This is a genomic window from Pseudomonas sp. NFX224 (assembly GCF_048565165.1).
Taxonomy (GTDB): domain Bacteria; phylum Pseudomonadota; class Gammaproteobacteria; order Pseudomonadales; family Pseudomonadaceae; genus Aquipseudomonas.
Map to the genome: position 1 here is coordinate 3,773,012 of NZ_CP183416.1, position 21,285 is coordinate 3,794,296.

Sequence of the window (21,285 nt, forward strand, 5' to 3'; positions counted from 1 at the left end):
GTCAGTAGGCATACCGCAACATCGTGTGCGGCAAATGCCGCAACACGAAGAACCCGAACAGCGCCACCAGCGATGGCAGCACCAGCCACCAGACCTTGGGCGGCATCGCGTTGAGCGAAGTCCGGCGCTGACTCAGCCACAGGCTCGCCGCACACACGCACGCTGCCAGCATCGCCCCCGCCAAGACATCCGTCGGCCAGTGCGCGCCGAGGTACACCCGCGACAGGGAAATCGCCAGTGCCGGCAGGCAACCCACCAATAACCAGGTCAGGCGCATGCGCGGTGGTTGTCCGCGGCCAGCCAGCACCGCCAGGGTCAGGAACAGTGCAAATGAGCCAGATGCATGACCGCTGGGCATGCTGTAGCTGGTCAGCGGGTCGCTCAATACTTCCGGGCGCACGCGGGCGAAGAAATTTTTGGTCGCCGTATTGGCCAGCGCTGTGCAGAGCAATGTGCTGCAAGCGAAGATCATCTGGCGCCATTGCCGGGTGATCACCAACAGCACCACCAGCAAGGCACTGAACAGCAGCATGTTGCGGAATTCGCCGATCAGCGTGAACACCACGGCCACTTCGTCGAGCATCGGGCTGCGATGCTCCTGCACCAGGGTCATCAGTCCTTGATCGAGGGCGGTAAGATGCGGGTAGCCAATAAATATCCCCGCCAGAATCAGCAGGCTCATCCCGGCAATGAACATCGTGGCTTTGCGATGACGACGCAGGCTGCTGGTTGCACTCAGCCCGACCATGACCGCAATGCTGCCGGCGACGATCCCGGCCTCCGGCCAGAAACCTTCAGGCAACGGCAAGCGAATCGCCGCGCCGGTGGCCCAGCCCGGTAGCAGATATGCCACCGACCAGCCCGCGCCGGCCAGCAAACTGACGGCGAAGAAACGCGGGAACGGCATGTCGAACATGCCGGCCACCATCGGCAGCATGGGGCGCAGCGGGCCGATGAAGCGCCCGACCAGCAGGCTGGCGATGCCATAGCGCTGAAAGTACGACTCCGCCCCGCTGATCCACTCCGGGTGATGGCGCAAGCCTGGCAGGCGCCGGATGTTCTGGTGGAAGTGACGTCCGAGAAAATACGAAACCACATCGCCCAATACGCCGGCGACGAACCCCAGCAGCAGCGTTTCACTCAGCGACAGCGCGCCGCTGCCGGCCAGTACCGCCACGGCGAACAACAACACCGTACCGGGCACGATCAACCCGGCAATCGCCAGGCATTCCACAAACGCCACAATGAATACCGCCGCCGCCAGCCATTGCGGGTTGACCGTCAACCAACCGGTCACGCTATCGAGCCATTGGCCCATAAAAACCACTCCATTGAATATTCAAGTTGCGGGTTGATGTCAGGTCAGCAAAAAATAATCGCGACCTTCGACCTGGCCCCGTCGTAGCGGGTTCCGCGTGCAATAAGCCGCATAGGCTGCATCGACAAAGCGGTACATCAGGTGTTCATCGCGCCCGTGGGGAATGCCCAGGCGCGTGGTCTGGATGAGGTGGGCGGGCGCCTGGCCGACGTCTTCCACCAGCAGCACCTCGTGGTCGAAACGCTTGGCGTCCCAAACCGGCACTCTCAAACCCAGCGACTTGCACAGCAACGTCTGCCCGGCGCAGAGCTTTTGCGATGGGCGAGGGCGACCTTGGGCGTCGGGATTGTTCAACAACATTTGCGCCAGGCTTGCCGGCCCGCTGAGTTCATCGACCCAAGGGTAGGCGGATTTGATCAGCACCGCGTTGCCCGGCCCCTGGGCGCTGAAATTCAGGGAGTCACCGCCCCGGGCGTAATACATATAGATGTGGCCGCCATCCAGAAACAAAGCCTTACGCTTTTCTGTGTAGCCAAGGGACGCGTGGCTACCTTTTTCGGCGCAGTAATAGGCTTCGGTCTCAATAATTCGGGCACTGAGCCACAGGTCGCCGACCCGATGGCGGATGACTTTGCCCAGTAGATCCCGGGCCAGAATTTGCGCGTCGCGGTCGAAAAACGCGTCCGCAAGGCCCATAGGCAGGCTCGTGGCGGACGCTCGAACAGTCAGGTTGGACATGATGAACGGCGTTTGTCAGGGCTGATTGAGTCGTGATGATAACAATTTGCAGCTTAATCCCGGCTGAACGTCGGCAATTTGCCGCCCATTTCGACCATCCGCCCGTCACCGCTGTTAGTCGGGAGACGCGACAGCTATAATCTGCCGCTTTACTCTTTACCAAGCCCTAATCAAAGACCACGCCAGACCATGACTGAGTCCGTTCTTGACTACATGACCCGCCTGGGTCGCGCTGCCCGCGAGGCGTCCCGCGTCATCGGCCGTGCCAGCACTGCGCAGAAAAACCGCGCCTTGCAGGCTGCCGCCAACGCGTTGGACGCCGCCCGCGCCGAGCTGACTGCTGCCAATGAGCAGGACTTGGCCGCCGGTCGCGCCAACGGTCTGGAGCCGGCCCTGCTTGAGCGTCTGGCGCTGACCCCGGCGCGCATCGACGGCATGATCGTCGGTTTGCGTCAGGTCGCTGCGCTGCCGGACCCGGTCGGTGCGATCCGCGACATGAGCTTCCGTCCGTCGGGCATCCAGGTCGGCAAGATGCGCGTGCCGTTGGGCGTGATCGGGATTATCTACGAATCCCGGCCGAACGTGACCATCGATGCCGCCAGCCTGTGCTTGAAGTCCGGCAATGCGACGATCCTGCGTGGCGGTTCCGAAGCCATTCACTCCAATCGTGCCATCGCTGCCTGCATTCAACGCGGTCTGGCCGAGGCTGATCTGCCGGCTGCCGTGGTGCAAGTGGTCGAAACCACCGACCGTGCCGCCGTTGGCGCGCTGATCACCATGCCTGAGTACGTCGATGTCATCGTGCCCCGTGGCGGCCGAGGCCTGATCGAGCGTGTCAGTCGTGACGCCCGCGTTCCGGTGATCAAGCACCTGGACGGTATTTGCCACGTTTATGTGAGCGAACATGCCGACCTGGCGAAAGCCCAGCGCATCGCGTTCAACGCCAAAACCTACCGTTATGGCATCTGCGGTGCGATGGAAACGTTGCTGGTCGATCAAACCGTTGCCAAAGATTTCCTGCCCGCAATGGCTGACCAGTTCCGCGAAAAAGGCGTCGAGTTGCGTGGCTGCGAGCGTACCCGCGCAATCATCGATGCCGTGCCGGCCACTGAAGAAGACTGGAGCACCGAGTACCTGGACGCCATTCTGTCGATCCGCGTGGTCGACGGGCTGGGCGAGGCCATCGAACACATCAACCATTACGGCTCTCACCACACCGATTCGATCGTCAGCGAACACCAGGGCGACACCCGGCGTTTCGTGGCTGAAGTCGATTCGTCGTCGGTGATGATCAACACCCCGACCTGCTTCGCCGATGGCTTCGAATACGGATTGGGTGCCGAGATCGGCATTTCTACTGATAAGCTGCACGCCCGCGGCCCGGTCGGCCTCGAGGGTCTGACCTGCGAGAAGTACGTCGTGGTCGGTGATGGCCAGTTGCGCGGACAGGAGTCGGTCTGACTTGGGCGACCTAGACCCGTCAGCCCCGTTGACCGCCAGCGAGCCGCTACCTCGGCGCATTGGCGTACTGGGCGGAACGTTCGACCCGGTGCACATTGGCCATTTGCGTGGTGCGCTGGAAGTCGCCGAAACCCTGGCGCTCGATGAGCTGCGTCTGACACCCAGTGCCAGGCCGCCCCATCGGGATATGCCGCAGGTGTCGGCGAAAGACCGTCTGGCGATGGTCGAGTGCGCGGTGGCCGGTGTGGCGCCGTTGGTGGTGGATGCCCGCGAATTGCAGCGGGACAAACCGTCCTACACCATCGATACCCTGGAGTTGATGCGCGCCGAAATGGCCGCCGAGACCCAGGTTTTTCTGCTTTTGGGCTGGGACGCATTTTGCGGCCTGCCCACTTGGCACCGCTGGGAAGAGTTGCTCCAGCATTGCCATATCCTGGTGTTGCAACGCCCGGATGCCGACAGCGAACCGCCGGATGCCTTGCGCAACCTGCTGGCAGCGCGCTCGGTGAGCGACCCGCTGGCCCTCAAAGGGCCGAGCGGACAGATTGCATTCGTCTGGCAGACGCCGCTCGCGGTATCCGCCACCCAGATCCGTCAACTGCTGGCCAGCGGTAAGTCGGTACGTTTCCTGGTGCCCGACGCGGTCCTGGCCTACATCGATGCGCACGGACTCTACCGTGCGTCGAACTGAATAGGAGTGCCTCAAGGCACGTAGCAACAACGTGTATTGAAGCGCCCGAACATACGAGCAAAACGAGTTTTATATGACGAACAACGACGTAAACAAAGTTAAGCGTAAAGGCACATTCAAGAGTGCCCCGCTGCCTGAGAAAGTCCTCGCTGCCGAGCCACCTAAAGGCGACGAGCTGGTCAAGATCGCCGTAGCCGCCCTGGAAGACGTCAAGGCCCAGGACGTTCTGGTCATCGACGTTCGCGACAAGCAGAGCATCACCGACTACATGATCATCGCCACCGGTACTTCCAACCGCCAGATCGGCGCGATGCTGGATAAGGTTCGCGAAGCCGTCAAGGCCCTGGGCATCAAGCCGCTGGGTGAAGAAGGCAAGGGCGACAGCGACTGGGTCCTGCTGGACATGGATGACGTGATCGTCCACATGATGACGTCCAACGCCCGTCAGTTCTACGACCTGGAGCGCCTGTGGAAAGGTGCCGAGCAGAGCCGTGCCGCCGATGGCAAACACCACAGCCCTGAAGTTGGTCACGAGCATTTCAACAAGCTCAACAAAGACCAGGAATAAGGAACGGCTGTGCGACTGCGACTGATCGCCGTCGGTTCTCGCATGCCCAAGTGGGTGGAAGAAGGCTGGCATGAATATGCCAAGCGTCTTCCGTCCGAGCTGGCGCTGGAACTGGTGGAAATACCGCTCAATACCCGTGGCAAGAACGCCGACGTGGCACGCTTCATCCGACAGGAGGGCGAAGCCATGCTGGCCAAGGTCGGGCCGAACGAGCGCGTTGTCACCCTCGAAGTCCACGGCAAGCCCTGGAGTACCGAGCAACTGGCGGTCGAACTCGATCGCTGGCGGCTGGACTCGCGCACGGTCAACTTCATGGTCGGCGGCCCCGAAGGGCTGGCGCCGGAAGTCTGTGCCCGTGCCGATCAGCGCTGGTCACTCTCGCCGTTGACGTTGCCGCACCCGCTGGTGCGGATTCTGATCGGCGAACAGCTGTATCGTGCCTGGACAGTTCTGTCCGGCCACCCTTACCACAAGTAGTTCAGCCCTCATGTCCCAACCGATCCGCATCAAGGACCACGAAAAAGACGCCCGTCTGGTGCGTGGCCGCGTCGTGTTCGGGGCAATTGCAGTGGTGGCGCTGATCGGCGTGCTGATCGCGCGTCTGTATTTCCTCCAGGTGATCCAGTACGAGTATCACTCGACCCTGTCGGAAAACAACCGCGTCCATGTGCAGCCGATTCCGCCGACTCGCGGCTTGATTTTCGACCGCAACGGCGTGGTGATTGCCGACAACCGGCCGAGTTTCAGCCTGAGCATGACCCGCGAGCGTTCCGGCGACTGGCAACAGGTGCTCGACGTGATCGTCGAAGTGCTGGAGATGACGCCGGAAGACCGAGTGATCTTCGAGAAGCGCATGCGTCAGGGGCGCCGGCCGTTCGAGCCGGTGCCGATCCTGTTTGAGCTGACCGAAGAACAAATCGCCCGGATCGCGGTGAACCAGTTCCGGTTGCCGGGTGTGGAAGTGGTCGCACAACTGGTTCGTCACTATCCGCAGGGCGCGCACTTTGCGCACTCGGTGGGCTACATGGGGCGGATCAACGAGAAAGAGCTCAAGTCCCTCGATCCGGTCAATTACAGCGGCACCCACCACATTGGCAAAACCGGTATCGAGCGCTTTTACGAGCCCGAACTGCACGGCCAGGTGGGTTACGAAGAAGTCGAGACCAACGCTCGGGGCCGCGTATTGCGCGTACTCAAGCGTACCGATCCGATTCCCGGCAAGGACATCGTCCTGAGCCTGGACATCAAATTGCAGGAAGCTGCCGAAGCCGCACTCGGCGGGCGTCGTGGTGCAGTGGTGGCACTGGACCCGAAAACCGGCGAAGTGCTGGCAATGGTCAGCCAGCCGAGTTTCGACCCGAACCTGTTCGTCACCGGCATCAGCTTCAAGGCTTATTCCGAGCTGCGTGATTCCATCGACCGGCCTCTGTTCAACCGCGTGCTGCGTGGTTTGTATCCACCGGGTTCGACGATCAAGCCGGCGGTAGCGATTGCCGGCCTGGATTCGGGCGTGGTGACGGCTTCGACCCGGGTGTTCGACCCCGGTTACTACATGTTGCCCAACTACGATCACAAATACCGTAACTGGAACCGCACCGGTGACGGCTTCGTCGACCTCGACACGGCGATCATGCGCTCCAACGACACCTACTTCTACGACCTGGCCCACAAGCTGGGGATCGATCGGCTGTCGGCGTACATGACCAAGTTCGGCATCGGCCAGAAAGTCTCCCTGGACATGTTCGAAGAGTCGCCGGGCCTGATGCCGTCCCGCGAATGGAAGCGCGCAACCCGCCGTCAGGCGTGGTTCCCGGGGGAAACGCTGATTCTCGGGATCGGTCAGGGCTACATGCAGTCGACCCCGTTGCAACTGGCCCAGGCCACCGCGCTGGTGGCCAACAAAGGCGTCTGGAACCGGCCGCACCTGGCCAAGACCATCGAAGGCGAGAAACCGGTGGATGAGAATCCGATGCCGGACATCATCCTGCGCGATCCGTCGGACTGGACCAAGGTCAACCACGGCATGCAGCAGGTAATGCACGGTGCCCGGGGTACGGCGCGCAAAGCCGCGATCGGCGCGCAGTACCGGATTGCTGGCAAGTCGGGTACGGCCCAGGTGGTCGCGATCAAGCAGGGCGAGAAGTACGACCGCTCCAAGGTTCAGGAGCGCCACCGTGACCACGCCTTGTTTGTTGGCTTTGCGCCGGCCGATGACCCAAAAATCGTGGTCTCGGTGATGGTCGAGAACGGTGAGTCCGGTTCCGGCGTCGCTGCGCCTGTGGTGCGTCAAGTCATGGACGCCTGGCTGCTCGATGAGAGCGGTCATCTCAAGGCCGAATACGCCGGCCCTAACACCGCAGAGGCTACCGCCCGTGATGAATAATTTCGATCGCATGCTCTCCAGCGAGGATGTGATGCGCCGCCGTGCCACGCTGTTGCAGCGCATGCACATCGATGGCGTGCTGCTGATCCTGCTGCTGACGCTCGCCGCCGGCAGCCTGTTCGTCCTGTATTCAGCCAGTGGCAAGAGCTGGGACCTGCTAGCCAAACAGGCCACGTCGTTCGGCATTGGCCTGGTGTCGATGATCGTCATCGCCCAATTCGAGCCGCGCTTCATGGCGCGCTGGGTGCCGGTCGGCTATGTGGTCGGCGTGCTGTTGCTGGTGGTGGTGGATGTCATGGGGCACAACGCCATGGGTGCCACGCGCTGGATCAACATCCCTGGCGTGATCCGCTTCCAGCCATCGGAATTCATGAAGATCCTGATGCCGGCGACCATTGCCTGGTACCTGTCCAAGCGCACCTTGCCGCCGCAACTCAAGCACGTCGGCATCAGCCTGATGTTGATCGGCGTGCCGTTCATTCTGATCGTGCGGCAACCGGACCTCGGCACCTCGCTGCTGATCCTGGCCGGCGGTGCATTCGTGCTGTTCATGGGGGGGTTGCGCTGGCGCTGGATTCTCAGCGTGCTCGCGGCTGCCGTACCCGTGGCCATCGCCATGTGGTTCTTCATCATGCACGACTACCAGAAGCAACGGATCCTGACGTTCCTCGATCCGGAGAGCGATCCGCTGGGCACCGGCTGGAACATCATTCAATCGAAGGCCGCCATCGGTTCCGGCGGCGTATTCGGCAAGGGCTGGCTGCTGGGTACCCAGTCGCACCTCGACTTCCTCCCGGAAAGCCACACCGACTTCATTATTGCGGTGATGGGCGAAGAGTTCGGTCTGGTCGGCATCTGCGCGCTGCTGTTGATCTACCTGCTATTGATCGGCCGTGGACTGGTGATTACCGCACAGGCCCAGACGTTGTTCGGCAAGTTGCTGGCAGGCGCCTTGACCATGACGTTTTTTGTGTATGTTTTCGTCAACATCGGTATGGTCAGTGGCCTGTTGCCGGTGGTGGGGGTGCCGTTGCCGTTCATTAGCTACGGAGGAACTTCGCTGGTGACGCTGCTGTCAGCGTTTGGGGTTTTGATGTCGATCCATACCCATCGCAAGTGGATCGCACAGGTTTGAATAAGGTGAAGAGTTCAATGCAAGTAATGCGTGGCTGGGCGACTCGATACGCGCCGTGGGTCGGCCTGGTAAGCATCCTTGGCAGCGCGCAGGAAGCGTTGGCTGGCGATTACGAAGGCTCACCGCAAGTGGCCGAATTCGTCGGTGAGATGACCCGCGACTACGGTTTCGCCGGAGAACAGTTGATGGGCGTGTTCCGCGAAGCCGAGCGCAAACAGTCGATCCTGGACGCCATTTCGAAACCCGCCGAGCGGGTCAAGCAGTGGAACGAATACCGCCCGATGTTCATCACCGATGCGCGAATCGCTCGTGGTGTGGACTTCTGGCGTCAGCATGAGGCCGTGCTGGCCCGCGCTGAGCAGGAATACGGCGTGCCGGCCCAGGTGATCGTCGCGATCATCGGCGTTGAGACCTTTTTCGGTCGCAATACCGGTAATTTCCGGGTAATTGATGCCTTGTCGACGCTGGGTTTCGACTATCCTCCCCGTGCCGAATTTTTCCGCAAGGAGTTGCGTGAGTTCCTGCTGTTGGCGCGGGAAGAGCAGGTCGATCCATTGACCCTCAAAGGTTCCTACGCCGGTGCCATGGGCCTGCCGCAGTTTATGCCGAGCAGCTTTCGCGCCTACGCGGTGGACTTCGACGGTGACGGCCACATCAATATCTGGAACAACCCGGACGATGCCATCGGCAGCGTCGCCAGTTATTTCAAGCGTCATGGCTGGGTTGCCGGTGAACCGGTGGTTAGCCGCGCCGATGTGCGGGGCGATCAGGTCGACGAAGGTTTGACCACCGGCATCGAGCCGACTAAAACCGTCGGAGAGTTGCGGGCCTTGGGCTGGTCAAGTCATGATGCGCTGCGCGATGATATGCCGGTTACCGCATTCCGACTGGAAGGCGACAAGGGCCCCGAGTACTGGATGGGCCTGAAGAATTTTTACGCGATCACGCGTTATAACCGCAGCGTGATGTACGCCATGGCCGTACATCAACTGTCTGAACAGCTGGTCCAAGCACGGGGCGTCAAGTAATGCGGGCATTGCCTATGAATAAACCCCTGAAGCTGATGGCATTTGCCGCGCTGGCAGTGCTGGTCGCCAGTTGTTCGACCAGCCGCGCTCCGGCGCAGAAGTCCTCCACTGCCGTGCGCTCGACGCCGGGACTGGACATCAACCGCGCTCACAAGGATGGCGCGCCGTGGTGGGACGTCGATGTGTCGCGTATTCCGGACGCCACGCCGACCCTGCACACCGGCCCGTACAAGGCCGCCCCGTACTCTGTACTGGGCAAAACCTACTTTCCGCTGCAAGAATCCAAGACCTACGTACAGTCGGGTACGGCGTCCTGGTACGGCACCAAGTTCCATGGTCAGAACACCGCCAACGGCGAAGTCTATGACCTTTACGGCATGAGTGCCGCTCACAAGACCTTACCGCTGCCGAGTTACGTTCGGGTGACCAACCTGGACAACAACAAGACCGTGATCCTGCGGGTCAACGACCGTGGGCCGTTCTATTCGGACCGGATCATCGACTTGTCGTACGCGGCCGCCAAGAAGCTCGGCTACGCTGAGACCGGCACCGCACGGGTCAAGGTCGAAGGCATCGATCCGCAGCAATGGTGGGCCGCCAAGGGCCGTCCGGCGCCTTTAATGCTCAACGAACCGCAAGTCGCGCAGAATAGCGCCCCGGTCATTACGGCTTCGGCCGGCACCGTCGAGCAATGGACACCGCCGCCGCAGCAGCACGCCGCCGCCGTCGTCCCTGTTCAACTTGCCGACGCAAAAAAAAACGCTTCTGCACCAGCCTCTGGCCAGTATCTGCAGGTGGGCGCGTTCGCCAACCCGGACGCTGCAGAACTGCTGAGGTCGAAGCTCAGCGGGATGGTGAGCGCTCCGGTGTTCATCAGCTCGATCGTGCGCAATCAGCAGACTCTGCATCGGGTGCGCATGGGACCGATCGGTTCGCCGGGTGAAGTCCAGCAAGTGCAGAACAGTGTGCGCATGGCCAATCTCGGTTCGCCAAGTGTTGTGACTGAGTAATACGTAGAACTTGATTGACGGTTCATCTGCGGTTTTGGGGGATGAACCAGGTTGTTGGCTCGTTGAAGAACAAAAGCCCGGCAAGGGTTACTGAGTGAGCAGCTGAACACGCGATGACTCGTTAGAAAGTCATCTGATTAGTTTTGCCTTCGGGCAGTTTCCATTAGCGATTTCGAGAGACGGATGAACATCACCACCTTTGCCAAACGCCTGTGCCTTCTAGTCCCGCTGCTTCTCTCACCTGCCGCGTTCGCGGTCGAGATGATGCCGTCGCCACCGCAACTGGCCGCCAAGGCCTATGTGCTCATGGACGCCAGCAGCGGCAACGTGCTGGTCGAAAACAATGGTGACCAGCGTCTGCCGCCGGCCAGCCTGACCAAGCTGATGACCGCGTACATCGCGACCCTGGAAATCCGTCGTGGCCAGATCGGCGAAAACGATCCGGTGACCGTCAGCGAGAACGCCTGGCGTACCGGCGGTTCGCGGATGTTCATCAAGGTCGGTTCGCAGGTGACTGTCAGCGACCTGCTGCACGGCATCATCATCCAGTCGGGCAACGACGCCAGTGTTGCGCTCTCCGAGCACATCGCCGGCAGCGAAGACGCCTTCGCCGACATGATGAACAAAACCGTCGGCGACCTGGGCATGACCAACAGCCACTTCATGAACCCGACCGGTCTGCCGAACCCTGAGCACTATTCGTCGGCTCACGACATGGCTGTGCTGGCTCGCGCGATCATCCACGAAGACCCGGCTCACTATGCGATCTACTCGCAGAAAGAGTTCTTCTGGAACGGCATCAAGCAACCTAACCGCAACCTGCTGCTGTGGCGCGACAAGACCGTCGACGGTCTAAAAACCGGTCACACCGACGAAGCGGGCTACTGCATGGTGTCTTCGGCCGTGCGTGATGGCATGCGTCTGATCGCCGTGGTATTCGGTACCAACAGCGAAGTGGCTCGCGCCGCCGAGACCCAGAAGCTGCTGACCTACGGTTTCCGTTTCTTCGAAACCCAGACGTTCTATCAGAAAGGCGCCGAGCTGGCTCAGGCTCCTGTCTGGAAGGGCGCCACCAATCAGGTCAAGGCCGGTCTGGCTGAAGACCTGACCATGACCCTGCCAAAAGGTCAGCTGAAAAAGCTCGCCGCCAGCATGACCATGAACCCCCAACTGGTTGCGCCAATCGCCAAGGGCGACGTAATCGGCAAGGTCGAAGTCAAACTGGACGACAAGGTGGTGCACAGCGCCGACCTGATCGCTCTGGATGGCGTCGAAGAGGGTGGTATCTTCCGTCGCATGTGGGATAGCATCCGTCTATTCTTCTACGGCTTGTTCAACTGATAGTGTGCTCCTGCAAGGCCCCGTGCTGATCCGGCGCGGGGCTTTGCTGTCGCCACGGCTTACGCTTACGAGGCCGTTACGCCATGACCGATACCGAAGTAAAGGCGCCCAAGATCGAATTCCCTGCCACCGATTATCCGGTTAAGGTGATCAGCGACACGGGTGTGGGCAACAAGGACAAGATCATCGACATCGTCCGCAAGCACGCCAAGATCAACGATGAGCGTGTAGACGAGCGTCAAAGCAGCAACGGCAAATACACCACTATTCAGTTGCACATCGTCGCGACCGACCAGGATCAGCTGTACAACATCAACAGCGAACTGCGGGCTACCGGTTTCGTGCACATGGTGCTGTGATGTCCGGCACGCTGGGCTTTCGCGAGCTCGGCCAGCTGGCTTACGAGCCGGTCTGGCATGCCATGCAACGATTCACCAACGAACGCGGCAGCGATGCTCCCGACGAAATCTGGCTGGTTGAACACCCACCGGTCTTCACTCAGGGGCAGGCTGGCAAGGCCGAGCACTTGTTGCTGCCGGGAGATATCCCGGTGGTGCAGGTGGATCGCGGTGGCCAGGTGACGTATCACGGGCCAGGGCAACTGGTGGCGTATCTGTTGCTGGACGTGCGCAAACTGGGTTTCGGCGTACGCGACCTGGTGAGCCGGATGGAGTCATGCCTAATCGAGCTGCTTGCCAGCTACGGTGTGACTGCGGCGGCCAAGCCGGATGCGCCGGGTGTGTATGTCGACGGTGCGAAAATCGCTTCCCTGGGTCTGCGGATCCGCCACGGTTGTTCCTTTCATGGCCTGGCCCTGAACGTGGACATGAACCTGGAACCGTTTCGACGGATTAATCCCTGCGGCTACGCCGGGCTGGCGATGACCCAGCTGAGCGACCATGCAGGATCGATTGAATTTGCCGAGGTAAGTGCCCGGCTGCGCGCGCAGCTCGTCAAACACCTCGACTATGCTGAGCAGACGACCCTAACGGGCGGAATCGACTGATATGACTACTGATGCAGTGCAAACCATGATCCCGACGCTGGATGTCACCGAGCGTCCGGCCCCGCGTGCCAAGGTTGAAGCCGGCGTAAAGCTGCGCGGCGCCGAGAAGGTTGCACGCATCCCGGTAAAGATCATTCCGACCACTGAACTGCCGAAAAAGCCTGACTGGATTCGCGTTCGCATCCCGGTGTCCCCGGAAGTCGACCGCATCAAGGCCCTGTTGCGCAAACACAAGCTGCACAGCGTGTGCGAAGAAGCCTCCTGCCCGAACCTGGGCGAGTGCTTCTCCGGTGGCACCGCGACCTTCATGATCATGGGTGACATCTGCACCCGTCGCTGCCCGTTCTGCGACGTTGGCCACGGTCGTCCGAAACCACTGGACGTCAACGAGCCGGAAAGCCTGGCCATCGCCATCGCCGACCTGCGCCTCAAGTACGTGGTGATCACCTCGGTAGACCGCGACGACCTGCGTGACGGCGGTGCCCAGCATTTTGCCGACTGCATCCGCGAAATCCGCAAACTGTCGCCGAACGTACAGCTCGAAACCCTGGTCCCGGACTACCGTGGCCGCATGGACATCGCGCTGCAAATCACCGCCGCCGAGCCGCCGGATGTGTTCAACCACAACCTCGAAACCGTGCCGCGCCTGTACAAGGCTGCGCGTCCGGGTTCGGATTACCAGTGGTCGCTGACCCTGCTGCAGCGCTTCAAGCAGATGATGCCGCACATTCCGACCAAATCCGGGCTGATGCTGGGTCTGGGCGAAACCGACGAAGAAGTCATCGAAGTCATGAAGCGCATGCGCGAACACGACATCGACATGCTAACCCTGGGCCAGTACCTGCAGCCATCTCGTAGCCACTTGCCGGTTCAGCGCTTCGTGCACCCGGACACCTTCGCCTGGTTCGCCGAGGAAGGTTACAAAATGGGCTTCAAGAACGTCGCTTCCGGTCCGCTGGTTCGCTCCTCGTACCACGCCGATGAGCAGGCGAAGCTGGTCAAGGCCGAACTGATGTCGTCCTGATCCGCCCAAAGAAATGAAAAGCGCCCGCAAGGCATTCAGCCTTGCGGGCGTTTTTTTGCCTTGCCCACGGCGACTGCCGTCTTTTCCTGCAACCTGCGGGGCGACAATCCCTCTTCTGTTTGTCCCCGTTCCTGACTACTGTGTGCTGAAGTGTTCACGCAGGGAGATTCATGGATGACCGTTCGACCGACCCATACCCTTTGTCCTCTTGTTCCGGTTCCGGCTTTACCGTCGCAAGGGCTGATCGGCGTTATTGCGCCTGCCGGGCCTGCACCGCTGGACACCGATAAAGCCGTGCAATGGATGCGTGCCCGTGGCTATTCACTGAAGATTTTCCCCGGCGTCTACGAGAAGGACGGCTACCTGGCCGGCAGCGACGAGGTGCGCCTCAATGACCTGCACGGAGCGTTTGCCGATGGCGAAGTCGATGCCATCATTTGCCTGCGCGGGGGATACGGTACGCCGAGGTTGCTGGATCGCATCGATTTCGAACTACTGCGCGACAATGCCAAGCCATTCATCGGCTATAGCGACATCACCGCGCTGCACCTGGCGATCAGTCGTTATGCCGGCTTCGTGACGTTCCATGGACCACTGCTCAATGCCGACTTGCTGGGCGACAGGCAAAAGCCGACCGAGCCTTCTTTTTTCAACATGCTGCGCGGGCAAGTGAAGGCGGGCAACGTGTTGGCGCACCCGGTGGCCTATCCGTTGACGACGATCGAGCCGGGCATCGCCCATGGGCGTTTGCTGGGCGGCAACCTGTCGATGATTGCCGCGACCATGGGCACGCCTTTTGAAATCGATGCCGAGAACGTCATTCTCTTCATTGAGGACATCAACGAGCCGCTCTATCGCATCGACCGATTGCTGACTCACCTGCGGTTGGCTGGCGTTTTGGGCAAGTTGCGCGGAGTGCTGGTGGGGGATGTGGCGGGCGTTGAAGTGCCTGCGCTGGAGCGGTTGCTCAAGCAAACGTTCGAGCCTTTGCGGATCCCGGTGTTGTCCGGGTGGCGAAGCGGGCATTGCGATCCGAATCTGACATTGCCGATGGGGGCGTTGGTCAGGCTGGATGCGGGGAACAAAGAGTTGGTGTTGGAGCAGGATGTGGTAGTCAGGCGCTAGGATCTTTTCGCTTGTTGGTAAGTCATCGCGAGCAGGCTCGCTCCTACAGTTGATCGCATTTCACTGTAGGAGCGAGCCTGCTCGCGATATTTTTAGCGGTTACGTAGACCTTCCAGCAGCTTGTGCGTCGGATAACCATCCGCTGGCCAGCCAAACGACTGCTGAGCGCTACGGATCGCCTTGCGCGTATTGGCGCCGATGATGCCGTCGGCAGTACCCGCTTCGTAGTTCTGGGCGCTCAGCAGGTTTTGCAGTTCGATTCGCTCGGTGCGGCTCAGCGGCAGATCATCTTTTGGCCACGAGCCACTGATCAGCCCTGCGCCATTGAAACGCTCGGCCAGCAGGCCCACTGCCAATGCGTAGGACGACGAGTTGTTGTACTTGAGGATTGCACGGAAGTTATCGAGCACCAGGAACGCCGGGCCACGATATCCGGCTGGTAACAGCAGCGCTGCGGACAACTGTTCTGAACCTGCCGGAACCTGCCTGCCGTTAGGCAAGGTGACACCCAATTGCCGCCACTCGGCGACGCTCTTGCGGATGGTGCCATCGGCCAGCACGTAATTGAAGCCGCTCGGGAGCTGGACTTCGAAGCCCCACGGCTGGCCTTTTTGCCAGCCTGAGCTTTGCAGGTAGTGCGCGGTCGAGGCCAGGGCGTCGGTGGAACTGCCCCAGATATCACGACGGCCATCGCCATCGAAGTCCACCGCGTGGGTGTTGTAGGTGGTCGGAATGAATTGGGTCTGACCCATGGCACCGGCCCAGGAACCGAGCATTTTCTCGGGTTCTATATCACCCTGTTGCAGAATTTGCAGGGCGGCGATCAATTGCGCGTGGGCAAATCCTGGGCGCCGGCCTTCGTAGGCCAGGGTTGCCAGAGAATTGATCACCGACTTGCTACCCTGGAACTGACCGAAGTTGCTCTCCATGCCCCACACGGCCACCAGCGCCTGACGATCGACGCCATAACGCTGTTCGATGCTTTGCAGGATGCCGGCATATTGGTCGACCAGTGCCTGACCTTTGCGTACCCGCAACGGTGACAGGGCGCCATCGAGGTATTCCCACACCGGTTTTGCGAATTCCGGCTGACTGCGATCAGCACGAATCACACTGGGGTCGAAGCTGACATTGGCGAAAGCGCGATCGAACAGATCGGCGCGGATACCCGCGGCCAAGGCATCCTTGCGAAAACCAGCCTGCCATTCTGCGAAGGTCTGGGTTGGCTGGATGTCGAGGTTTTCACCGTTCGGAACCACAGGCGCAATGACCGCAGGGGCGGTGGCGACGGGGAGGGATTGAAGCGGCTGGGCGTCGGCGGCGGTGGGTTTTTCCGCGCAGGCGACTAGCAAAACGAGGCTGGAGGCAGCAATCAATTGGCGCAGGTGCCAACGACGGGAAAGACAAAAGGGCATGCACGGGTCCAGGAAATACGGATCAGGTACAGACCTTAACATGTTGAGCGGATGCTTGCCTTTCAGGCCGCCAGAAAGTAAGAAGCCTCCCAGCTATTAGACTGGAAGGCTTCGCGGCGGTAGCTGCCTTTGCCCTTGCCGGCGCGTTCCTGTCGGTTGCGGAACAGTGGCTGGGCGATGATGGATTTGGCCTTGTTGGGGCCGTGTTTGGACGGCTTTTTGCTCATGGTGATATCTCTCGATTGAGTGGGTTTTGCGGGCGCAATAATCTGCTGAAGTTGGGGTTCTGTCTAGACCCTACATTGTGTAGGACCTTTCGCTGAACCCTGTAGTAGCTGGCGAAGCCTGCGTTCGACTGCGCAGCAGTCGCCAAACCTGGCGGCGCGGTGTGTCAGTATGACTTTGGATTCTGGATTCACGACGGCTTCGCAGCCGAACGCAGGCTGCACCAGCGGCTACAAAGTATGTGCTTATTCGGCGGGCAGTGTCAGGCGCTGGCCAGCCATCAACAACGTCAATCGGCTCAAGCTCATCCACGGCGAACCGGCAGCCTGACCTTTGATCTGTGCGTCGATGCGCTGTGCTTCGAGCAGCAACTGCGCCCAGCGTTGCGCCGAGTAGCGTTGCAGGGCCTTGCTCATCAGCGGTTTGCGCTTGTCCCAAACCGGTGGTTTGGCCTGGCTGAAGGCCTTGTCCAGCGGTGTGCCCTGACTGTATTGCAGGGAAATATTGGCCAGCAGACGCAGCTCCCGGGCCAGAGCCCAGAGAATCACCGGTGGTTCGACGCCTTCACCGCGCAGCCCTTCGAGCATGCGTAGCGCGTGGGCGGCTTCGCCATTGAGAATCGCATCGGTCAACCCGAAGACATCGAAGCGCGCACTGTCGGCCACCGCGGCCTGCACGGTTTCGACGGTGATCTGCCCGCCCTCGGCCATCAGTTTGAGCTTTTCGATTTCCTGGGCGGCGGCCAGCAGGTTGCCCTCGACTCGCGCAGCGATCAGTTCGACGGCGTCCTGGCTGGCAGCAAGCCCGGCCTGGGACAGGCGTTGGCGGATCCAGCTCGGCAGCTGGTTGGCATCCACCGGCCAGATCTGCACGAACTGAGTCTGTTGGCCTTCTACCAGCGCCTTGCCCCACTTGGTTTTCTGCGCGCTGCCATCGAGCTTCGGCAAGCTGATCAGCAATAGCGTGTCTTCGGCCGGTCGCGAGCAGTATTCGATGAGGGCGGCAGCACCTTTGTCGCCGGGCTTGCCGGAGGGCAGGCGCAGTTCCAAAAGACGCTTTTCGGCGAACAGCGACATGCTGGCCCCGGCCTGCAGCAACGTACCCCAATCGAAAGTGGCATCGGCGGCAAAGACCTGGCGTTCGTCGAAGCCCTGTTGGCGGGCGGCCGTGCGGATTGCGTCAGCGGCTTCCTGACACAGCAAGGGGTCATCGCCGCTGATCACATAGACCGGCGCGAGGGCACCTTGCAGGTGTTTGGCGAGTTGGGCGGGAGCGAGTTTCATAAGAGAGGGCGAACGGGGCGCCTGAGCGCCCCGTAAGTCTTACTGCTGCGGCAGTTCGATAGGCGACTGACGCGGCGTTTCCGCTTCCGCCTTCTGCGCAGCCTCCAGGGCGGCGGCTTCGGCCTTGGCCTTGGCTTCGGCGGTCTGTTGCAACTGGGCCAACTGGGTCGGCGTGATTTGCTGCAGGCGCAGCATCATGCGCTGCACCAGCTCGCGACGCATTTCCTTGCGGGCATCGGCGGCTTCCTGGTCGGAACCCACCAGGTTGTTGCCGTCGTGGATGAAGACCTTTTGTACTTCAAGCTTATCGTCGATCAGCGACAGGTTGCCCTGGCTGAGGATGTTATAGCTGAGCACGGTGTTCAACTGATACTCACCCGTACGACCGGCACCGGCGTAGCTGAGGATGCGCTGGGTTTCCTGCTCGTCGGTCAATACCAGTTTGTACGGTGCGCCGGTGTAGACCTTGACGCCGCTGCTATCGAGTACCTGACGCAGTTGGGTCACGGTTTCGCCGTAGGCGTTGCGGGCACTGAGGTCCAGTTCCTTGATCGCCAGTTCGGTGGTGCCGGTGCCGCGCAGCTGGAAACCGCAGGCGCTCAGCAGAACCGCGAGGCCCATTACCAGCAAATTGCGTTTGATCATTGTGTTGCTCCCCTTGAAACCATGTGGGCCGATCATGCGGCCCGAAAGGTTTTACTTGGCGCCAGGCGAACCTGACGCCCGATCCAGTTAGCTGGCGACGATATTGACCAGTTTCCCGGGCACTACAATCACTTTACGAATAGTCAGGCCATCGACGAAGCGCAACACGTTTTCGTTGGCGCGTGCGGCGGCTTCGACTTCTTCGCGTGTCGCGCTGGCCGGCATTTCGATCTGGCCACGCAGCTTGCCGTTGACCTGGATGACCAGCGTCAGGCTGTCCTGTACCAGTGCGCTGTCGTCCTGCACCGGCCAACCGGCATCGATCACAGGGCCAGCATGACCCAGTTGATTCCACAGTTCGTGGCTGATGTGCGGCGTGATTGGAGCCAGCAGCAGCGTTACGGTTTCCAGACCTTCGTGAATCAGTGCGCGATCCTGTTCGGTGGCTTGCGCGGCTTTTTCCAGCACGTTCATCAGCGTCATCACCTGGGCGATGGCGGTGTTGAATTTGTGGTTCTGGCCGACGTCCTGGCTGGCCTGCTTGATGGCCAGGTGGATCGAGCGACGAACGGCTTTCTGCTCGTCATTCAGGCTGGCGACGTCCAGTTTGCCCGGCAGGCCTTGAGTGACGTGTGCCTGGGCCAGGCGCCAGACGCGCTTGAGGAAACGGTGCGAACCTTCAACGCCGGAGTCGGACCATTCCGCGCTCATGTCAGGTGGCGAGGCGAACATCATGAACAGGCGGCAGGTGTCTGCGCCGAACTGGTCGATCATCGACTGTGGGTCGACGCCATTGTTCTTCGACTTGGCCATCTTCTCGGTGCCGCCGATTTCCACCGGCAAGCCGTCGGATTTCAATTTGGCGCTGATGACCTTGGCTTTGCTGTCACGCTCAAGCTCGACGTCCGCCGGGTTGAACCAGGTGTAGGCACCGTTGGCTTCGCGACGATAGTAAGTCTCGGCAATCACCATGCCCTGGGTCAGCAGGTTCTTGAACGGCTCGTTGGAGCTCACCAGGCCTTCGTCGCGCATCAGTTTGTGGAAGAAGCGTGCGTAGAGCAGGTGAAGAATCGCGTGTTCGATACCGCCGATGTACTGATCCACCGGCAACCAGTGGTCGGCCGCCGACTTTTCCACCAGACCGCCTTCATATTGCGGCGAGGCGTAGCGGGCGTAGTACCACGAGGACTCGACGAAGGTGTCCATGGTGTCGGTTTCACGCTTGGCAGGCTGGCCGCATTTCGGGCAGCTGCACTCGTAGAACTCGGGCATGCGCGCCAGTGGCGAACCGGCGCCGTCCGGCACCACGTCTTCCGGCAGCACCACGGGCAATTGATCTTCCGGCACCGGCACGTCACCGCAGGTGGTGCAGTGGATGATCGGGATCGGGCAGCCCCAGTAACGCTGGCGGCTGATACCCCAGTCACGCAGACGGAACTGGGTACGCGAGGCGCCCAGCTCTTTCTTGATCAATGCGACTTCGATGGCGTCGAAGGCGCCGGCAAAGTCGAGACCGTCGAACTCGCCGGAATTGATCAGCGTGCCGTGCTCGCCATAGGCGTCTTGCCATGGGGCCGGGTTGGTGTCACCGGAGCTGGTGCGTACCACGGATTTGAGCGGCAGGTTGTACTTGTGGGCGAATTCGTAATCGCGTTCGTCGTGAGCCGGAACCGCCATCACCGCGCCATCGCCGTAGTGCATCAGCACATAGTTGGCGACCCAGACCGGCAGCTTTTCGCCCGTCAGCGGGTGCTCGACGAACAGGCCGGTTGGCACCCCTTTTTTCTCTTGAGTGGCGACGTCGGCCTCAGCCACGCTGCCACCTTTGCACTCAGCGATGAATGCTTGCAGCTCAGGGTTGTTCTGCGCGGCCAAGGTGGCCAGGTGGTGTTCGGCGGCTACGGCGACGTAAGTCGCGCCCATCAGGGTGTCCGGACGGGTGGTGAAGACTTTCAGTGTGCCGGTTTCGCCGATGGAATCGACGTTGTACGGGAACTGCACTTCCATGCCGCGGGATTTGCCGATCCAGTTGCGCTGCATGGTCTTGACCTGTTCAGGCCAGCCCGGCAGTTCGTCGAGACTCTCCAGTAGCTCATCTGCGTAGGCGGTGATCTTGAAGTAGTACATCGGGATTTCGCGCTTTTCGATCAGCGCGCCGGAACGCCAGCCGCGACCGTCGATCACCTGTTCGTTGGCCAGAACGGTCTGGTCGATCGGGTCCCAGTTCACGGTGCCGCTTTTTTTGTAGATCACGCCTTTTTCGAACAGGCGAGTGAACAGCCATTGTTCCCAGCGGTAGTAATCAGGCTTGCAGGTGGTCACTTCGCGCGACCAGTCCACCGCCAGGCCCAGGCTGCGCAGCTGGGTTTTCATGTAGGCGATGTTTTCGTAGGTCCACTTGGCGGGCGCTACGTTGTTCTTCATCGCGGCGTTTTCCGCCGGCATGCCGAAGGCGTCCCAACCCATGGGTTGCAGGACGTTCTTGCCTTGCATGCGCTGGTAGCGGGAAATCACGTCGCCGATGGTGTAGTTGCGCACGTGCCCCATGTGTAGCTTGCCGCTGGGGTAAGGGAACATCGACAGGCAGTAGTAAGTCTCCTTGCCTGGCTGTTCACTGACTTCAAAGGACTTTTGCTCGTCCCAGAACGACTGGGCGGAGGCTTCGATTTCACGGGGCTGATATTGTTCGTGCATGGCTACTTTTGAACTGAATAGGGGTGGCCTAATCCTCTTCAATGCAACGCTGGACGATGAATGCGCCAATTCGGCGTTTCGGTGTCCAGTCGAGCTGGAAGTGGAGTTACAGGAAGCGCCGTAGCATACATGACCGCACTCTACCGAGGGAAACCCTGATTACTGCCGCGCGTCTCGCGAAAACCGCTGCGAGGG

Annotated in this window: 20 protein-coding genes; 13 read left to right on the forward strand and 7 right to left on the reverse strand. The window is 60.7% G+C overall.

Going from position 1 to position 21,285, the window contains the following annotated elements:
* Position 1: 1 nt before the first annotated feature.
* Together ACNYC6_RS17115 and ACNYC6_RS17120 are read right to left on the reverse strand one after the other, a co-directional pair.
* Positions 2 to 1,318 carry a bifunctional DedA family/phosphatase PAP2 family protein gene (locus tag ACNYC6_RS17115; RefSeq protein ID WP_419708400.1) on the reverse strand — a complete coding sequence of 439 codons (1,317 nt, stop codon included), beginning with the start codon at positions 1,316 to 1,318 and terminating at the stop codon, positions 2 to 4.
* A 39-nt stretch (positions 1,319 to 1,357) separates the two neighbouring features.
* Positions 1,358 to 2,056, reverse strand: a complete 699-nt coding sequence (locus ACNYC6_RS17120; RefSeq protein ID WP_419708401.1) for a DNA-3-methyladenine glycosylase — start codon at positions 2,054 to 2,056, stop codon at positions 1,358 to 1,360.
* Positions 2,057 to 2,245: 189 nt separating this feature from the next.
* On the opposite strand from ACNYC6_RS17120, the gene ACNYC6_RS17125 reads away from it, so the two are divergent.
* The 13 genes from ACNYC6_RS17125 to ACNYC6_RS17185 all read left to right on the forward strand — a co-directional run bounded on the left by ACNYC6_RS17125 (position 2,246) and on the right by ACNYC6_RS17185 (position 14,828).
* Entirely contained in the window at positions 2,246 to 3,517 is a 1,272-nt protein-coding gene (locus tag ACNYC6_RS17125) for a glutamate-5-semialdehyde dehydrogenase (protein ID WP_419708402.1), read from the forward strand.
* Position 3,518: 1 nt separating this feature from the next.
* The gene (nadD, locus tag ACNYC6_RS17130) at positions 3,519 to 4,208 is read left to right on the forward strand and encodes a nicotinate-nucleotide adenylyltransferase (protein ID WP_419708403.1); all 690 of its coding nucleotides are present in this window, start codon (positions 3,519 to 3,521) and stop codon (positions 4,206 to 4,208) included.
* A gap of 73 nt (positions 4,209 to 4,281) precedes the next feature.
* Positions 4,282 to 4,776, forward strand: coding sequence for a ribosome silencing factor (gene rsfS, locus ACNYC6_RS17135; protein WP_008022922.1), 495 nt, complete (start codon positions 4,282 to 4,284; stop codon positions 4,774 to 4,776).
* 9 nt (positions 4,777 to 4,785) lie between these two features.
* A complete protein-coding gene (gene rlmH / locus ACNYC6_RS17140; protein ID WP_007937439.1) occupies positions 4,786 to 5,253 on the forward strand; it encodes a 23S rRNA (pseudouridine(1915)-N(3))-methyltransferase RlmH in 468 nt (155 codons plus the stop codon).
* Between the two features lie 10 nt (positions 5,254 to 5,263).
* The gene (gene mrdA / locus ACNYC6_RS17145; RefSeq protein WP_419708404.1) at positions 5,264 to 7,159 is read left to right on the forward strand and encodes a penicillin-binding protein 2; all 1,896 of its coding nucleotides are present in this window, start codon (positions 5,264 to 5,266) and stop codon (positions 7,157 to 7,159) included.
* A gap of 31 nt (positions 7,160 to 7,190) precedes the next feature.
* On the forward strand, positions 7,191 to 8,294 hold the full coding sequence (gene rodA, locus ACNYC6_RS17150) for a rod shape-determining protein RodA (RefSeq protein WP_338586592.1): 1,104 nt from the start codon (positions 7,191 to 7,193) through the stop codon (positions 8,292 to 8,294).
* Positions 8,295 to 8,311: 17 nt separating this feature from the next.
* The gene (gene mltB / locus ACNYC6_RS17155) at positions 8,312 to 9,322 is read left to right on the forward strand and encodes a lytic murein transglycosylase B (RefSeq protein ID WP_419708405.1); all 1,011 of its coding nucleotides are present in this window, start codon (positions 8,312 to 8,314) and stop codon (positions 9,320 to 9,322) included.
* Positions 9,322 to 10,332 (forward strand): septal ring lytic transglycosylase RlpA family protein, encoded by a 1,011-nt coding sequence (locus tag ACNYC6_RS17160; RefSeq protein WP_419708406.1) that lies wholly within the window; start codon positions 9,322 to 9,324, stop codon positions 10,330 to 10,332. Before mltB ends, ACNYC6_RS17160 begins: the two co-directional genes overlap by 1 nt.
* A 183-nt stretch (positions 10,333 to 10,515) precedes the next feature.
* Positions 10,516 to 11,673 (forward strand): D-alanyl-D-alanine carboxypeptidase family protein, encoded by a 1,158-nt coding sequence (locus tag ACNYC6_RS17165; protein ID WP_034148128.1) that lies wholly within the window; start codon positions 10,516 to 10,518, stop codon positions 11,671 to 11,673.
* Positions 11,674 to 11,756: 83 nt separating this feature from the next.
* The gene (locus ACNYC6_RS17170) at positions 11,757 to 12,032 is read left to right on the forward strand and encodes a DUF493 domain-containing protein (protein WP_056855803.1); all 276 of its coding nucleotides are present in this window, start codon (positions 11,757 to 11,759) and stop codon (positions 12,030 to 12,032) included.
* Positions 12,032 to 12,679, forward strand: a complete 648-nt coding sequence (lipB, locus tag ACNYC6_RS17175; RefSeq protein ID WP_419708407.1) for a lipoyl(octanoyl) transferase LipB — start codon at positions 12,032 to 12,034, stop codon at positions 12,677 to 12,679. The genes ACNYC6_RS17170 and lipB overlap by 1 nt, the downstream gene beginning before the upstream one ends.
* A gap of 1 nt (position 12,680) precedes the next feature.
* Positions 12,681 to 13,703, forward strand: coding sequence for a lipoyl synthase (lipA, locus tag ACNYC6_RS17180; RefSeq protein WP_419708408.1), 1,023 nt, complete (start codon positions 12,681 to 12,683; stop codon positions 13,701 to 13,703).
* 174 nt (positions 13,704 to 13,877) lie between these two features.
* Positions 13,878 to 14,828 (forward strand): S66 peptidase family protein, encoded by a 951-nt coding sequence (locus tag ACNYC6_RS17185; protein WP_419708409.1) that lies wholly within the window; start codon positions 13,878 to 13,880, stop codon positions 14,826 to 14,828.
* Positions 14,829 to 14,920: 92 nt separating this feature from the next.
* Here ACNYC6_RS17185 and ACNYC6_RS17190 read toward each other — a convergent pair whose 3' ends face one another.
* From ACNYC6_RS17190 to leuS, 5 genes are all read right to left on the reverse strand, one after another.
* The gene (locus tag ACNYC6_RS17190) at positions 14,921 to 16,243 is read right to left on the reverse strand and encodes a lytic murein transglycosylase (protein ID WP_419708410.1); all 1,323 of its coding nucleotides are present in this window, start codon (positions 16,241 to 16,243) and stop codon (positions 14,921 to 14,923) included.
* Positions 16,244 to 16,305: 62 nt separating this feature from the next.
* On the reverse strand, positions 16,306 to 16,470 hold the full coding sequence (gene arfA, locus ACNYC6_RS17195; protein WP_419708411.1) for an alternative ribosome rescue factor ArfA: 165 nt from the start codon (positions 16,468 to 16,470) through the stop codon (positions 16,306 to 16,308).
* 243 nt (positions 16,471 to 16,713) lie between these two features.
* Positions 16,714 to 17,751, reverse strand: coding sequence for a DNA polymerase III subunit delta (gene holA / locus ACNYC6_RS17200; protein ID WP_419708412.1), 1,038 nt, complete (start codon positions 17,749 to 17,751; stop codon positions 16,714 to 16,716).
* A 39-nt stretch (positions 17,752 to 17,790) separates the two neighbouring features.
* The gene (gene lptE / locus ACNYC6_RS17205) at positions 17,791 to 18,396 is read right to left on the reverse strand and encodes an LPS assembly lipoprotein LptE (protein ID WP_419708413.1); all 606 of its coding nucleotides are present in this window, start codon (positions 18,394 to 18,396) and stop codon (positions 17,791 to 17,793) included.
* A gap of 87 nt (positions 18,397 to 18,483) precedes the next feature.
* A complete protein-coding gene (gene leuS, locus ACNYC6_RS17210; protein ID WP_419708414.1) occupies positions 18,484 to 21,090 on the reverse strand; it encodes a leucine--tRNA ligase in 2,607 nt (868 codons plus the stop codon).
* Positions 21,091 to 21,285: the final 195 nt, after the last annotated feature.